The sequence below is a fragment of the Bradyrhizobium sp. genome (assembly GCF_035309285.1).
Classification (GTDB): domain Bacteria; phylum Pseudomonadota; class Alphaproteobacteria; order Rhizobiales; family Xanthobacteraceae; genus Bradyrhizobium.
On record NZ_DATGFH010000093.1, the window covers coordinates 1 to 15928 of the forward strand.

Consider the following 15928-nt stretch of genomic DNA (forward strand, 5'->3'; position numbering starts at 1 on the left):
GGCCTCGCCAGCGAATATGGTGACCCCCATATCGCGGCAAGCATCGAGGTCCACAGCGTGGCCATCCAGCATCGACAGGCAGCCCGACACATGAAAGCCGCCGATCGCCACGGCAATTCCAGCTGCTCGAAATGGGCGTGCGATGTCGAGTGCACGAGGATACTGATTGGATTGAACACCGATGAGGGCAACGCATCCGAACCCGTTGTGACGACCGAAACAGGAAAGAAGCGCCGGGATATCCACGCGCGTATTCGTCTCGTCGATGACCTGGATATCGACGGCTACATCCGGGCCCAGCACCCGACGTTCGGCGCAATCGGATGCTATGCCGTATACCGCGGCCAATGAGTTGGACGGGGTCATCGCGCGCCACCAGCGGATCACGTATCCGTCATCGTCATAGTGAGACGGCTTGATCAGGACGAGCTGAAAGCGCCGCTGCTCCGCTACATTTGGTTGCAGCATTGACGCTCTCCTGATGATGCACCCACGCCTTAGCACGGCAACCGATGATAAGCACCCGGCTATCTGCGGAGCGACATCCGGCTGATCCGGAATGCCGTGTGCCAAATCCTGGCTGCAATGGCGTTCTTGCTGGTCAAGGTGCTGATCCCCGCCAACCATTTTCTCGAAACCGAACTGGAGAAGCTGCGGGCGGCGGTCTCGACGGGTTATGCGAGAGGGAACCTGTCGTGTGATCGCTAGGATTGGTACTTGCCTTCGATGTCGGCTTCCTGGACAAAACCGGCATCGAACCAGCCGACAAGGAGACGTTTCACCGTGGTCGAGAAGCTCAGGCAGTCGGAATCGCAGTAGCCCAGGAATCTAGCGATGGCTATCATTGTCAGCCGCCACCCCAGAGCGAGATCACCGGAAAATGACCAAATCAGAAGACAGCCGACTGCTGGAGGTGCGAGAAGAAATGCGCCACCGGTGCGTCTGACCATTTGCATTGGTTGTCGAGTAACGGACGATTTGGCCGGGTCTAATGGATGTTGCGATGCGACAGCGCATTCGCGTCAAAGGAGAGAAGCGATGGACCTGAAGGGCGCGGTTGCACTGGTGACGGGCGGCAATGGCGGGCTGGGGCAGCGCATCTGCCACGCGCTTGCGCAGGAAGGCGCACATCTCGCTGTCATGTACGCTCGCAGCCGCGCCCAGGCGGAAAGCGTCGCCGGCGAACTGGCGTCGCGTTATCAAGTCAACGCTCGAGCTTTCGCCTGTGACATCACCGACGGCGCGGCTGTGGATCGGCTGGTCGGCGAGGTGACCCGGGCCTTCGGCCGCCTTGATGTCCTGATCAATGACGCCGCTTACAATATCTCGATCCCCTTCGGCGATCTCGACAATCTGACGCTGGAGGTATGGAACAGGATCATGGAAACCAATCTGACGGGGCCGATGCGCCTGACCAAGGCGGTAGCCCCTGTCATGAGGGCCCAGGGGCGAGGCCGCATCGTCAACATAGCTTCGGTCGCAGGGCTCAGCCCAACCGGCTCTTCGATCGCCTATGCCGTATCGAAGGCGGGGCTCATTCATCTGACGCGTTGCATGGCGGTGGCGCTGGCGCCCGAGACCCTCGTCAACTGCGTGGCGCCGGGTCTCTTGGACGGCACGCGCGCGACAGCCAATCTCCGGCCCGAGCAGATCGAGCGCTCCGCATCAAGCTCGCTCCTGAAGAAGCCGGCCGACAAGGACGACTGCGCCGACATGGTGGTCGCCATGTGCCGCACCGAGACCATGACCGGCCAGACCGTCGTCATCGACTCCGGACGCATCTTTCATTAAGACGATGGGCTCGAGTTGCAGCGGACGAGTTCTCATTCGATGCCGCCCGGTTTGGGGGATATCGGAGGTTCGATCGATGGTTGTCTGGTCTCCTTTGAGATTCAACAGCGGACGAGAGATGGCAAACCGGTTTGCAATTGCTCCGCTGACAACCGATTCGTCCCATGAAGACGGGACGGCTACCGACAACGAGCTCGAATTTGTACGGCGACGTGCGGCCGGCGGTTTCGGAGTCACCATTTCTTCCGCTGCTTACGTCGAGCAGAACGGGCGTTCCTGGCAGGGAATAGGTGCGGCACATGATGGGCACTTGTCCAGTCTCCGCCGGCTCGCTGAAGCGATGCGTGCCGCAGGAGGTCTTGCGATCCTCCAGATCTACGATGGTGGCCGCATCGCAAAGCCCGAGTTGATAGGCGAGCAAGGCTTGCGTGCGCCGTCTGCGGTTGCATCGTTGCGGCCCGGAGCAAGGACGCCAAGGGCGATGACGGCCGATGAGGTCGGAAACCTGGTTGCAAGCTTTCGGGATGCTGCTTCGCTGGCTCGAAAAGCCGGGTTCGACGGCGTCGAGATTCACGGAGCCAACCACTACGCGGTTCATCAGTTTTTTTCGCCGCGGGCCAATCATCGCGTTGATAAATGGGGAGGCACGCTTGCAAAGCGCATGAACTTTCCTCTCGCTGTCGCGCAGTCCGTTCGCGACGCACTCGGTCCGAAGCTGATCGCAGGGTTTCGCGTCACGCCATTCGAGGCCGAGGCGGATGGCTATACGCTCGAGGACGCCAAGCTGCTTTGTCATGAGCTTGCCAGGCTGGATCTCGACTACATCTCCGTTTCGCTCGATGATTATCGGAAGAGCCGGCCTGTGGGAGAGACCCGTGTCTATGATGGTCCGGTCCAGAAGATTCATACCCCGGCAGAGAGTCCGATCACGGAATTTGCCCGCGTCATAGCCGGCCGCAGTGCGGTCATGGCAAGCGGCGGGATCAAAACGTGCATGGATGCCGAGGGCGCGATCAAGCTGGGAGCCGATCTGGTTGCGGTAGGACGCGCCGTGGTGGTCGATCCGGAGTGGCTCTCCAAGGTCCGGAACAAGAGCGAAGCATCGATCCTTGCGGGACTGCCAAGGGATGAGCTCGAGATAGCCAAAGCTTTAACCATTCCTCCGCGCATGGTCGAATATCTGTTGAGCCGTCCAGGTTGGATCCCTCGTCTTTAGACCGAGCGGAGATTCGCTCGTCTCCGCTGCTTCACCCGAAGAGGCGAATCTTTCAGCCGAATCCAATCTCGCTTCGGCCGGCGCCCTAAGAGCGAAGGCGGAAGCGAGGATCGGCCTCGCGCATCGCCAGCCGCCCGTTGCGGACTCGACACGACCGGCAATTCGCACATATCCGCCATGCGCAAATTGCCCGTCGTGTTACTTTGCCGCACCACTTCGGACTTGTCGAAATCGGCGAATCAGAAATAGATTCCACCCCAGCCCGCCTCGCCACGAGGGACGTTACGGCCAATCGTCACGAAACGTGAGGCGGGTTGCGATGGACGCAAGGCGCGCCAACGACGAGGCGCGCGAAGCGTTCGACAAAGCCGTGTGGTCCCGACACCCCGATGCTGGTGTCAACCCCCGGGTCATGAGCCCGGGGGGACGGTGACTAGAACGCCCGGTACACCGAGGAGAGCACGGAATAAGTCGTCCAACATCGCGCGGGGAATGCCGGAGTGTGTTCGGTTGTACCTGTAGACTACTCGTGTGCGTTCTTTGCGCACTTTGTTGCACACGAGACTGCGGGTGCAACGGCACCCGGTGTTCCCCGCGCCCTCCTCCTTTCCCGGCGGGCGTTGCTTTCGAAAAACTCGGGCGCATCCCGCCGCGAGATCGGGAAGGCATGCTTAAATCACATTGTGAAGGATCATCAGGGGCTCTCGCTTGGGTTGCGAGAAGATTCCCATGCGATGGCCGCAACTGTCACTCTCGCGAGACAGCTCCCGCGGATCGATGCACGGCGCGCATCGATCGATACACAATCGGGAATGGTGTGCGGCCTTGCCCGCGCGCAAGCTTTGGCCCTGCAGTCGATGCAAGAAGCCGCTGCAAGCGCGAGCCTCGCATCGCGCGCGTGCCAGCCATGACCAGCGTCGCGCATCAAGCTGCTGGATCGTGTGGGCGGGCTGGGCTATGTGCTTCATCCAGCCGGTTAAAAGATCGGCCATTCCAGGGAGAACGAAGTGAATTCCAGGTTAATCCGTGCCCTTTCATTTGCGGTCGCTGCAACCGGGCTCGTTGCCGTCTCGGCACCCGCGCTCGCGCAGCAGAAGACCATCACGGTCTGGTGGACCAAGGGCTTCTACAAGTCTGAAGACGACGCGCTGCTTAATGTCGTGAAGAAATTCGAGGCGAAGACCGGCATCAAGGTCGAGCTCTCGCAATATGCCGTGCAGGACATGATTTCGAAGACCGTGGCTGCGCTCGATGCCGGCACCGTGCCCGACGTCGCCTATTCCGACACCTATGACGTGCAGGCGCAGGGCAAGTGGGCCTATGAGGGCAAGCTCGAGGACCTCTCGGACATTCTGGTGCCGATGAAGGCGGAGTTCGCGCCGAACACGCTTGAGACCACCTACCTCTATAATGGCCAGACCAAGAAGAAGGGCTATTACGGCTTCCCGCTCAAGCAGCAGAGCATGCACGTTAACATCTGGAACGACCTGTTGGAGAAGGCCGGCTACAAGCAGAGCGACATCCCGACCAAATGGAACGATTACTGGTCGTTCTGGTGCGACAAGGTGCAGCCGGCGATCCGCAAGGCGACCCACCAGCGCATCTACGCCATCGGCCAGCCGATGGGCGTGGAATCGACCGACTCCTTCCAGTCGTTCTACACCTTCATGGACGCCTACAATGTCAAGCTCGTCGACGACGACGGAAAGCTTCTGGTCGATGATCCCAAGGTCCGCGATGGCCTGATCCACGCGCTGAAGGACTACACCGACACCTACATCAAGGGCTGCACGCCGCCCTCTTCCACGAGCTGGAAGGACCCCGACAACAACGTCGCCTTCCACAACAAGACGATCGTGATGACCCACAACTTCACGATCTCGATTCCGGAGAAGTGGTACGAGGATTCCACCAATCCGGCGCTGACGCCTGAGCAGCGCGCCGCGGGCAAGAAGGCCTATTATGAGGACATCCTCACCACGTCCTTCCCCAACAAGCCGGATGGCAGCCCGCTCAAATATCGCTCCGACGTCAAGACCGGCCTGATGTTCGCCAACGCGAAGAACAAGGCGGAAGGCAAGGAGTTCATCAAGTTCCTGCTGCAGGAAGAGAACCTCGGGCCCTATATCGAGGGCGCACTGGGACGCTGGTTCCCGGTCACGGTCGCCGGCCAGAAGAGCCCGTTCTGGCAGTCCGACCGTCATCGCAAGCAGGTCTATACGCAGTTCACCAATGGCACCGTTCCGTTTGACTTCACCAAGAACTACAAGTTCACCATCCTCAACAACGAGAACGTCTGGGCCAAGGCGATGAACCGCGTGGTCAACGAGAAGGTTCCGGTGGACAAGGCGGTCGACGAGCTGATCGCCCGCATCAAGGAAGTTGCGGGCTAGCTGCTGCTTCGCCATCCCCGCTTGCGGGGAGAGGTATCCTAAAATAGATGAACGATGCCGGCCGCTCCCAAAGCGGCCGGCTCCGCAATTGAGCAGGTATATGACGATCACACTCTCCGCATCCGATGTCCCCGGCGCACCCCTGTCGGCGCGGTTCTCGCCGGCGCAGGTGTGGGGCATCGTGCTGCTGGTACCCTACCTCCTGGTGTTCCTCGCCTTCGTGGTCTATCCGATCGGCTACGGGCTGTGGCTCGCACGCGAGCCCGCAAGCTATGTCGCGCTGTACAACGACCCGATCTTCGCGCGCGCGGCCGTCAACACGCTGATCTTCCTCGTTATCGGCATCAATCTCAAAATGCTGATCGCACTGTTTCTGTCCGGCTTCTTCGTCGAGGAGCGCAGGTGGATCAAATGGCTCTCAGTGCTGTTCATCCTGCCCTGGGCGGTGCCGTCGATCCCGACCATCCTGTCGGTGCGCTTCATGCTCAATCCCGAATGGGGCATGATCAACCAGATCATCTTCAATCTTACCGGCGATGACGGCCCGAACTGGCTCAACGATCCCACGATCGCGCTCGCGATGGCGATCGCCGTGCACATCTGGAAATCGCTGCCGTTCTGGACCTTGATCCTGATCACCGGGCGGCTTGCCATCGCGTACGACCTGTTCGAGGCGGCTGCCGTCGACGGCGCCACCTGGTGGCAGAAATTCCGCTACATCACCTGGCCGTCGATGCAGACGTTGTACATCACCTGCACGCTGCTCTCGATGATCTGGACGCTCGGCGACTTCAACAGCGTCTATCTGCTCACGGGCGGCGGGCCGGCCGACCTCACCCATGTGCTGTCGACGCTCGGCATCCGCTATCTCGGGCTCGACCAGCTTTCGCTCGCGATGGCCTCCATCGTCTGCGCAATGCCGCTGGTGCTGCCGCTGGTCTATTTCATGATGAAACGGTTATCGCGATGAAGCTCCCCACCCTCCGCGAGGTCTCCAACGAGGCGCGGCTGCTGCTGATCGGCATTCCCGTCTTCATCTGGACCATGCTGCCGATCTACCACATGTTCCTGTTCGCGATCTCGCCCAAGGAGGATGCGTTCTCCGGAAAAATATGGCCGGACCATCCGACCCTGCACAATTTCTGGATCGTGTTTCACGAGCAGCACTATTTCCTGCGCGACTTCTATGTGCAGTTCTGGAATTCGGTGGTGATCGCGGCCGCCGTCGGCGCGCTGACGCTGTTCGTCGCGACCGCCGCGGCCTTCGCGATCTCGCGGCTCAAGGTGCCCGGCGGACGCGTGGTGATGAATCTCGCGCTGTTCACCTATTTCATTCCGGCGGCGTTCCTGGCCGTGCCGATGTACCGCACCATGGCCAATTACGGGCTCTTGAACAATCAATGGTCGCTGATTCTGGCGATGGTGACGGTCGCCTCGCCCTACGCGATCTGGGTCCTGAAGCAGGCCTCCGACAAGCTGCCGGTCGAGCTCGACGAGGCGGCGGTGATGGACGGCGCGACCACCCTGCAGATCTTCCGCCTGGTCTATCTGCCACTGATGATGCCGTCGCTGGTTGCGATCGGCACCTACGCGGTGCTGCTCGCCTGGAATGAATATCTCTATGCGTTCCTGCTGCTATCGAACGATACCGACATCACGCTGCCGGTCGCGCTCGGCAATTTCCTGTCCGCCGACGATTCGCCCTGGGAGCTCTTGATGACCACGGGCTTCATCTACGCGCTGCCGCCGGCTGCGGTCTACTATGTCTTCCGCCGCTACATGGTCGGCGGGCTGACGGCGGGCGCAGTGAAATCCTGATGATGGAAACTTACAACGGCGCGGCGCTTTCGCCACGCGCGTTCGCCAGCTTTGAGGCGAACGAGGCAACCACGATGACGACCGCGATCAAGGCGATCACCAGCGTGCAGATCGCGTTGATCTCGGGCTTCACGCCAAGCCGCACCTCCGAGTAAATCCTGATTGGGAGTGTTGCCGAGCCCGGGCCGGTCGTAAAGCTCGCGATCACGAGGTCATCGAGCGACAGCGTGAACGCCAGCATCCAGCCCGCGACGATGGCGGGGATGATCAGGGGCAACGTCACCATCAAAAACGCCCGCGCCGGATCGCAGCCGAGATCCATCGCGGCCTCCTCGAGGCTCCTGTCGAGCGAGCCGAGCCGCGATTGCACCACGACCGCGACGAAGCACATCGTGAGCGTGGTGTGGGCGATGGTCACCGTCCAGAAGCCGCGCTCGGCGTTGATCGCGACGAACAGCAGCAGCAGCGAAAGCCCGGTGATGACCTCGGGCATGACCAGCGGCGAATAGAGCATGCCGGAGAACAGCGTCCGGCCGCGGAATCCCTCGCCGCGCGACAGCGCCACCGCAGCGAGCGTGCCGAGCACGGTCGCGATCGTCGCCGACGTCGCCCCCACGGTGAGGCTCATCCAGGCCGCCTCGATCATCGCGCTGTCGTTGAAGAACTCGCGGTACCAGGTAAGCGACCAGCCGCCCCAAACCGTCACCAGCCGCGAGGCGTTGAAGGAGTAGATCACGAGGATGACGATCGGCAGATACAGGAACGCAAGCCCCAGCGTCAGCGAAGCGATGTTGAAGCGCGACACCCTGCGCCGGGCCATCACCGCGCCTCCAATTGCCGCCGCTGCAGCCGGTCGTAGAGCAGGAGCGGCGCGATGAGGAGCACCAGGAGCACGATGGCGCAGGCGGAAGCGACCGGCCAGTCCTTGTTCATGAAGAATTCCAGCCACAAGGTCTGGCCGATCATCAACGAGTTGGAGCCCGCGAGCAGATCGGGGATCACGAACTCGCCGACGATCGGGATGAAGCAGAGCAACACGCCTGCGCCGACGCCCGGCAGCGACAGTGGGAACGTCACGAGCCAGAACACCTCGGCTGGCGCGGCGCCAAGATCAGCGGCGGCCTCCTCCAGCGCCGGGTCCATCTTGGTGAGCGTCGCGTAGAGCGGCAAGATCATGAATGGCAGATAGGAATAGACGATGCCGAGATACATGGCGGTGTCGGTCGACAGCCACACCACCGGCTGCGACACAAGGTGCAGCGTGAGCAGGATGCGGTTGAGCAGGCCGTCATGCTGCAGGATGTTGATCCAGGCATAGATACGGATCAGAAACGAGGTCCAGAACGGCACGATGACGAGCATCATAGCCACGCCCTGCCAGCGCTTCGGCAGCCGCGCCATGCCGTAGGCGATGGGATAGCCGATCACAAGCAGGATCGAGGTCGAGACGAGCGCGACGACGACGCTGCGCAGATAGGACAGCACATAGAGATTGTCGGAGACCAGCAGGCGGAAATTGTCGATCGAGAGCGCGGCGAAGGCAGCCTTGAGCGCCGCGACGCCGGCGGTGAGGTCGAACACCGGCGTATAGGGCGGCCGCGCGATCGCGGTCTGCGACAGGCTGATCTTGAGCACGAAGCCGAATGGCACCAGGAAGAACAGCACCATCCAGACATAAGGCGCGATCGCGGCGAAGCGCGCGGGGCGAGTGAAAATCTGCCTGGTGCTCATTGCGCCAGCACCATGCAATCGTCCGGCGTGAACCACGCCACCACGCGCTGGCTCAGGCTGTAGGCATCGATGTCGATACGCGCGGTATTGGCCATCGTCGAGCGCACGATCGCGCCCGAATCGAGTTTGACCTTGTAGACGGTCAGGCCGCCGAGATAGCTGACGTCCGTGACTACACCTTCAAGGCGGTTGATCGACTGCGCGTGCGATGCGTCCGGGATCGGGCCGCGGCGCGACAGCTTGACCTTCTCGGGCCGGATCGCGACCGAGACCGCGTTCCTTGTGATCGCGTGGCGCGGCTCGGCGACCACGATCGCGCCGGCGTCGCGGGTCGAGATCACGAGGCGGTTGGGCTCGCGGCTTTCGACCTCGCCGTCGAACAGATTGACCTCGCCGATGAACTCGGCGATCCAGCGCGACAGCGGCGCCTCGTAGAGCTCGCGGGGGGTGGCAACCTGGTCGAGCCGGCCCGCATCCATGACGCCGATCCGGCTTGCGACCGTCATCGCCTCCTCCTGGTCGTGGGTGACGATGATGAAGGTCATGCCGAGCCGGCGCTGCAGCTCCATCAGCTCGAGCTGGGTGCTTTCGCGCAGCTTCTTGTCGAGCGCCGCGAGCGGCTCATCGAGCAGGAGCACCTGCGGCCGCCGCGCCAGCGAGCGCGCCAGCGCCACGCGCTGCCGCTGGCCGCCGGAAAGCTGGTCGGGCTTGCGCTTCTCCAGCCCCCCGAGCTTGACGAGCGCCACCATCTCGGCAACGCGGGTGTTGATCTCCTCGCGCGCCATGCCGGCACGCCGCAAGCCGAAGGCGATGTTGTCGCGCACGGAAAGATGCGGAAACAGCGCGTAGTTCTGGAACATCATGTTGATCGGCCGCTCATGCGGCAGGACCTGCGCGATGTCCCTGCCGTTGAGCAAGATTCGGCCCTCGTCCGGCGCCTCGAAGCCGGCAAGCATGCGCAAGAGCGTGGTCTTGCCGCAGCCGCTCGGGCCGAGCAGCGCGAAGAACTCGCCGGCGGCGATGTCGAGCGAGACGCCATCGACGGCACGAAAGCCGCCGAATTTCTTCACCACTTCCTCAATGCGGAGCAACGGAACGTCCGGCTGAAGCTGGACGTGCGTTTCGGCTCTCTCGACCAACGTGGCGTGCGGCTCGGACCTGGGCGGCGGCACAGCCTGCACCGGTCCCGAAGCCGAATCGTTCTTGGGTGCTTCCTCAGCCATGTTCCCCTGCCCAACGCCCCGCGCCAAGCTAGCGGCGGAAGCGCATAGGCTCAACCGCTCCTTTGTCGGATAGCCGAATGGAGCGAGCTACACGCCCGCCCCCTTCGCCATGAAGGCCGCCAGCGCCTCCCGATCCTCCGCCGGCATGGTCAGACCGAGCTTGGAGCGGCGCCACAGGATATCATCGGGAAAGCGCGCCCATTCCCTCGTCATGAGATAGCGGACCTCGGCTGCGCTCAACTCGGGACCAAAGCTCTGCCCAAGGTCGGCGCGGCTCTTGGCCTCGCCCAGGATGTCGGCGATGCGTTTACCATAGGCGCCGAATAGCCGCTGCGCCTGCACCTCCGACAGAAATGGCCAGCGCTCACGCACCGCCATGACCTCCCAGTCAAAGCGCTCCCAGGAAAAGTCGCCGCCCGGCAACGGCGCCGTCGCGGTCCAGCGTGGCGACATCGGGAAATAGCGCGTGAGCTCCGACACTGCCTGCTCGGCGCGCCGTCGCGAGGTCGTGACGTCGCCGCCGAATAGCGTGAGCAGCGGCGGCTTTCCGCGCTGGTGGCCCAGCATCATCGCGCCGTCGCGCATGGCAGGGTAGCCGCCGCGCTCCGGCGCCAGATTGACGCCGGAGACGCTGCGGACCACGTCGGACGCCTCGATCCGCTCGCGGAAATAACGGTTGGCCGCCTCGCAGAGATAGGCAACGTCGGAGGCACCGACCGCGACGATGGCGGGATCGCCGGTGAAGGCATGGGCGATGGTGCCGATCAGCGTGAAGTCGCGCTCATAGGGGCTTGCGAAGATCAGCCTTCGGTCGGAGTTCTGAAAGACATAGACGTTGTCGCTGTCGAACAGGCGGCGCACCACGATCTGGCTGACCTGAACTGCGGCGAGTTTCGGAAACGGGATGCGCAGGACGGTTTCCGCCACCATGCTGGTCCAGCCCCCGCTGGTGTTGGCAAGCGCCCTTGCCGTGATCACCTGGCGACGGCCGCGGTCGATCACCGCCAGCCGCCAGAGGCGTTCCCGATCGGCGCGGACGCAGCGGGCGCCGGTGCGGATATCGGCCCCCCGCTCGGCCGCATCGCGTGCGACGAGCACCACGAGGCGGGAATCGTCGACGACGCAGTCGGAGTATTCGAAGGCGGTGCCGAACGGCCGCCTCAGCGCGTCGCCGACGGGATGGTGGTTGATGTTGATCATCGCCGAGCGCGGCAGGCGGCTCTTCGAGGCAATGCGGTCGTAAAGCCAGAGCGCGGTGCGCAACTTCCAGCGAGGACGTTCCTCGACATGGGCAGGGATTGCAAAGCGCATCGGCCGCACCACATGCGGCGCGTTCCTGAGCCAGGTATCCCGCTCGTTGAGCTGGGTGCGCACGCGCGCAAACGCGCGGCGCTCCAGCACCGAGAGATCGCCATGGATCAGCCGCGACGTCGCCGACGAGGCGGCACCGCCGAGATCGCCCTGCTCCAGAAGGACCACGCGCAAGCCCCGGCCCGCAGCGTCGCGCGCCACGCTGACCCCGTTCAGCCCGCCCCCGATGATCGCCAGATCGTAATCCGCCATGCGCTAGCTCTAGCGCATGATCTGGAAAAGTGTGTAGCGGTTTCCCGAAGAAATCATGCAAGCAAAAACGGCGAAAGCGCGATCTCGCTTAGCCTGTCTTGCGCACCGCCTCCATGCCGGCGTTGCGGCCCACGAGCGGGCCGTACTGCCCGATCGGCAGCGGCCTGCCGATCAGATAGCCCTGCACCGCGTCGCAGCCTTCGTCGGCGAGGAAGGCGAGCTGTTCCACGGTCTCCACGCCCTCGGCCACCAGCGACATGCCAAGGCCATGGCCGAGGTCGATGACGGCCGAGATGATCGCGGCCGATTGCGGATTGCGGCCGAGATTGATGACGAAGTCGCGGTCGACCTTGATCTTGTCGAACGGGAACGCCTGCAGATAGCTCAGCGAGGAATAGCCGGAGCCGAAATCGTCCATCGAGATGCGCACGCCGAGCGCCTTCAGGCGCCGCAGCAACGCAAGACCGCGGTCGAAATCCTCGATCAGCACGCCCTCGGTGATTTCAAGCTCGAGCCGGCCGGGCATAAGCCCGGTCTCGAGCAGGATCGAATGGACGAGGCCGACAAGGTCGCCGTGCACGAATTGTGCCGGTGACAGGTTGACGGCGACCTGCAGCGGCTTCGGCCAGGAGGCGGCCTCGCGGCAGGCCTCGCGCAGGATCCATTCGCCCATCTCGACGATCAGGCCGCTCTCTTCGGCGAGCGGAATGAAATCGCTGGGCGGAACGAACCCGCGCACCGGATGCAGCCAGCGCGCCAGGGCCTCGAAGCCGGTGATCTCGCTTTCCTCGACGGTCGAGCCCGACATCGCCTGCGGTTGGAAGTAGAGCGACAGCTCGCCGTTGCGGATCGCAACCGAGAGGTCCTGATGCAGCACGCGACGGTCGCGGATCTGCTGGTCCATCTCCGGTTCGTAAACGCTGATCGTGCCGCGCGATTTCTGCTTGGCGCGGAACAACGCAGCGCCGGCATTGGCAAGCAGCGAGGCCGCGTCCGCTCCGTTGTGCGGGAACACCGAGATGCCGGTGGTGAGACCGGTGCGGACCGACTTGCCGTCGATCAGGAATTCCCTGGCCATCGCTTCCACAAGGTGCTCGGCGAGCTCGATCCCGGCCGCGGGCTGCTTGCCGTCGATGATGAGGCCGAATTCGTCGCCGGAGAGCCGCGCCACCACGCCGCCGCGCGCCGCAGCCTGGATGCGGTTGGCGACCTCGATGAGGAGCTTGTCGCCGGTCGCGTGGCCGAACACGTCGTTGACTTCCTTGAGGCCGTCGAGATCGACCGAGAGCACAGCGAATTCCTCGCCGGTTCCGGCGCAGGCCTCGATCATCTGGGTCAGCGCCTTCAGGAAGGCAGGGCGGTTCGGCAGGTCGGTCAGGCCGTCGTGATAGGCCATGTGCGCCATGCGCGATTCGGTCTGCCGCCGGTCGGTGACGTCTTCGTGGGTCTTGATCAAATATTTCGGCTGGCCGGCCTCGTCGAGCACGGTCATGCGGCGGGTCAGGAACAGCCGCAAGCCCTCCTTGGTCGAGATCGGATGCTCTTCGGTGAGCAGGTCGCGTTTCTTGATCGCGGCCTCGTCGCGGGCAATGATCAGCTTGGCCTCGCGGGGATGGAAGATGTCCGCGGCAGTCAGTCCCGTGACCTCCTCGCGCCGGCGGCCGAGGATCGTCTCCGCGCTGCGGTTGGCCAGCAGATAGCGACCGTCGCTGACGCGCTCCACGATCAGCGACACCGGGATATTGTCGACCACGAGCTCGAGGAACTTCTTGGTGCTTTCGAGCTCGACCGACAGCGACCGGCGCTCAGTGACGTCCTCGAACAACGCGATCAGGAACACCGGCTGGTTGTTCTCGTCGCGGGCGACGACGCGATTGGAGAAGAGCACGCGCTTCTCCGGACCACGCTCGACCAGGAACTCGCTGCGATACTGGCCGTCCGGCGAATCGAGGGCAGCGCGGTCGGCGGCATCGATGTTGGCCGCGGTGTCGGGCTGGAAGATCTCATCGCCGCGCTTGCCGACGATGCGATCGCGCGAAAACCGCGAGAAGCGCTCGAACGCGCGATTGGCGAAGATGTAGCGGCCGTCCTCGATATTCTTGGCGGCGACGCAGACCGGCACGTTGTCAAGCACCGATTCCAGGAATTGCTTGGTCGACGCCAGCTCCCGCGACAGCTTGCGCTGCTCGGTGCAATCGAGATGCGTCGCAATCGAGCCGCCATTCGGCAAAGGGAAATATCTGACGAGGATGGACCGGCCATTCGGCAGTTCGGTGATCAGACCTTCGGCTCTTCCCGCCGGCGCATAAAAATCATCGTCGCTGGCGTCGAGGGCGCTCGCTGCGCGGCGCAGCTCCAGGAGCTGCGCGCCGGTCATGTTGGGCGGGAACGCAGAGCGCGACAGGCCATAGATTTCGAGATAACGCTCGTTGACGAACACGACCCGCTGCCTCGGATCGGTCATCACCACGCCCTGGTGCAGATTGTTCAGGGCGGAAGAGACGAACGCGTTGCGGCGCGCCTGCGAACGCTTGACCCGGCGCAGCGCCGAATAAATCCACAGCGCAATCGACGCCAGGAAGGCGCAGACGACGATGCCGCCGATCAGGAGTTCCCAGAGCACGTTAGGATCAAGCGAGCGGATATAGCTCGCGGGCGCGATGGTGTCGGACATCGCCCAGGCGCGCCCCGAGGACGCGGCGACCGCGGCCAGGCACAGAAGAGCCTGCGCAGGAATCAGATCCTTGCTGCCTGCCTGCCAATTCTTGCCAGCCATCGGTCACCCGCGGATTTCAGCGGCGGAGTGTCTGGCTTGACGGGTTTGGATCGGGTAAACGCGTACCCGCGCGGGTTCGAAATATGACTCAAATTACGGCAATTGCCCTGACATGATTAATGCTTCTCTAACGGCGCATGGCTCAAGTGATAATCCAGACGATCCAATGGCTTGACCGCCGGCTTTCGTTAACGACAGGCTAATCTTCAACGAGCGGCGAGCCCCTTCGCTGTGGCAATTCCGGACTTGAAACTCAAGCAAATGGACAAGGTTGAGTGCGTCGTAGTCGGGGCGGGCGTGATCGGCTTGGCGATCGCGCGGCGCCTCGCACAAGGCGGCCGCGAGGTGGTCGTGCTCGAGGCGGCCGAGGGCATCGGCACCGTGACCTCCTCGCGCAACAGCGAGGTGATCCATGCCGGCATCTATTACAGGGCGGGCAGCCTGATGGCGCGGATGTGCGTGACCGGCAAGCGCGCGCTCTACGACTATTGCTCAAGCCACGGCATTCCGCACAGAAATTGCGGCAAGCTGATCGTCGCCACCACGCCGAAGGAGACCGAGAAGCTGCAATCGATCCGCGCCCATGCCGAAGCCAATGGCGTGCTCGACATGCGCCTGCTTTCGGGCGAGGCTGCGCGCGCGCTCGAGCCGGCGCTGAACTGCGACGCCGCATTGCTCTCCCCCTCGACCGGTATCATCGACAGCCATTCCTACATGCTGGCGCTGCGCGGCGACGCGGAAGCGGCAGGTGCTGCCTTCGCCTTCCACACGCCGCTCCTGCGTGCCAAGGCGAAAGCCGGAAGGATCGAGCTCGATGCCGGTGGCGAGGCGCCGATGAGGCTGGAATGCGAGCTTCTGATCAATGCCGCGGGGCTCGACGCGCCGGCAACCGCACGGCGGATCGAGGGCATGCCGGAAGCGCTGATCCCGCAGGCTTATCTCGCCAAGGGCAATTATTTCAGTTGCAGCGCGCGGGCGCCGTTCTCACACCTGATCTACCCCGTGCCCGAGCCGGGCGGACTCGGAGTTCATCTCACCCTCGACATGGCGGGACAGGCGCGGTTCGGCCCCGATGTGGAGTGGGTCGATCGCATCGACTATGCGGTCGATCCGGCACGTGCAGAACGCTTCTATCCCGCGATCCGCAGATACTGGCCGACGCTGCCCGACGGCACGCTGATGCCGAGCTATTCCGGCATGCGGCCGAAGATCGTGCCGCCGGCGATCGCCTCGCAGGACTTCGTGATCCAGGGCCCGCACGAGCACAGCGTCGCGGGGCTGATCAATCTGTTCGGGATCGAGTCGCCGGGACTGACGTCTTCACTCGCGATTGCAGATCACGTGGGCGAGCTAACCGGCATGTAGGCCACCGCAGCGCGTTTTCGCGCGATGCTACCTAAGGGAGAATCCCGCCGCT

General features: G+C 63.2%; 12 protein-coding genes and 1 pseudogene. 6 read left to right on the plus strand and 7 right to left on the minus strand.

Annotated features, from left to right (window positions below):
* Window positions 1-468: pseudogene (locus tag VKR55_RS17790) on the minus strand (radical SAM protein); the annotation flags it as partial.
* Between the two features lie 236 nt (window positions 469-704).
* Window positions 705-845, minus strand: coding sequence for a hypothetical protein (locus VKR55_RS17795; protein ID WP_324405289.1), 141 nt, complete (start codon window positions 843-845; stop codon window positions 705-707).
* Window positions 846-1038: 193 nt separating this feature from the next.
* Here VKR55_RS17795 and VKR55_RS17800 point away from each other — a divergent pair, with 193 nt between their 5' ends.
* The 5 genes from VKR55_RS17800 to VKR55_RS17820 all read left to right on the plus strand — a co-directional run bounded on the left by VKR55_RS17800 (window position 1039) and on the right by VKR55_RS17820 (window position 7218).
* Complete coding sequence (locus VKR55_RS17800; protein WP_324405290.1) at window positions 1039-1791, plus strand: SDR family NAD(P)-dependent oxidoreductase; 753 nt, start codon at window positions 1039-1041, stop codon at window positions 1789-1791.
* A 76-nt stretch (window positions 1792-1867) separates the two neighbouring features.
* Window positions 1868-3007 carry an oxidoreductase gene (locus VKR55_RS17805; protein WP_324405292.1) on the plus strand — a complete coding sequence of 380 codons (1140 nt, stop codon included), beginning with the start codon at window positions 1868-1870 and terminating at the stop codon, window positions 3005-3007.
* A 1007-nt stretch (window positions 3008-4014) separates the two neighbouring features.
* Entirely contained in the window at window positions 4015-5400 is a 1386-nt protein-coding gene (locus VKR55_RS17810; RefSeq protein WP_324405293.1) for an ABC transporter substrate-binding protein, read from the plus strand.
* A 100-nt stretch (window positions 5401-5500) separates the two neighbouring features.
* Window positions 5501-6370, plus strand: a complete 870-nt coding sequence (locus VKR55_RS17815) for a carbohydrate ABC transporter permease (protein WP_324405294.1) — start codon at window positions 5501-5503, stop codon at window positions 6368-6370.
* Window positions 6367-7218, plus strand: coding sequence for a carbohydrate ABC transporter permease (locus VKR55_RS17820; RefSeq protein ID WP_324405295.1), 852 nt, complete (start codon window positions 6367-6369; stop codon window positions 7216-7218). Before VKR55_RS17815 ends, VKR55_RS17820 begins: the two co-directional genes overlap by 4 nt.
* A 10-nt stretch (window positions 7219-7228) precedes the next feature.
* On the opposite strand, the gene VKR55_RS17825 is transcribed toward VKR55_RS17820, so the two are convergent.
* The 5 genes from VKR55_RS17825 to VKR55_RS17845 all read right to left on the minus strand — a co-directional run bounded on the left by VKR55_RS17825 (window position 7229) and on the right by VKR55_RS17845 (window position 14511).
* Window positions 7229-8038 (minus strand): ABC transporter permease, encoded by an 810-nt coding sequence (locus tag VKR55_RS17825; protein ID WP_324405296.1) that lies wholly within the window; start codon window positions 8036-8038, stop codon window positions 7229-7231.
* Window positions 8038-8949, minus strand: coding sequence for an ABC transporter permease (locus tag VKR55_RS17830; protein ID WP_324405298.1), 912 nt, complete (start codon window positions 8947-8949; stop codon window positions 8038-8040). Before VKR55_RS17830 ends, VKR55_RS17825 begins: the two co-directional genes overlap by 1 nt.
* On the minus strand, window positions 8946-10172 hold the full coding sequence (locus VKR55_RS17835; protein ID WP_324405300.1) for an ABC transporter ATP-binding protein: 1227 nt from the start codon (window positions 10170-10172) through the stop codon (window positions 8946-8948). Before VKR55_RS17835 ends, VKR55_RS17830 begins: the two co-directional genes overlap by 4 nt.
* Window positions 10173-10259: 87 nt before the next feature.
* Window positions 10260-11735 (minus strand): glycerol-3-phosphate dehydrogenase, encoded by a 1476-nt coding sequence (locus VKR55_RS17840; RefSeq protein WP_324405301.1) that lies wholly within the window; start codon window positions 11733-11735, stop codon window positions 10260-10262.
* A gap of 88 nt (window positions 11736-11823) precedes the next feature.
* Complete coding sequence (locus VKR55_RS17845) at window positions 11824-14511, minus strand: sensor domain-containing protein (protein WP_324405302.1); 2688 nt, start codon at window positions 14509-14511, stop codon at window positions 11824-11826.
* A gap of 261 nt (window positions 14512-14772) precedes the next feature.
* Between VKR55_RS17845 and VKR55_RS17850 the strand changes: the two genes are divergently transcribed.
* The gene (locus VKR55_RS17850; RefSeq protein WP_324405303.1) at window positions 14773-15876 is read left to right on the plus strand and encodes an NAD(P)/FAD-dependent oxidoreductase; all 1104 of its coding nucleotides are present in this window, start codon (window positions 14773-14775) and stop codon (window positions 15874-15876) included.
* Window positions 15877-15928: the final 52 nt, after the last annotated feature.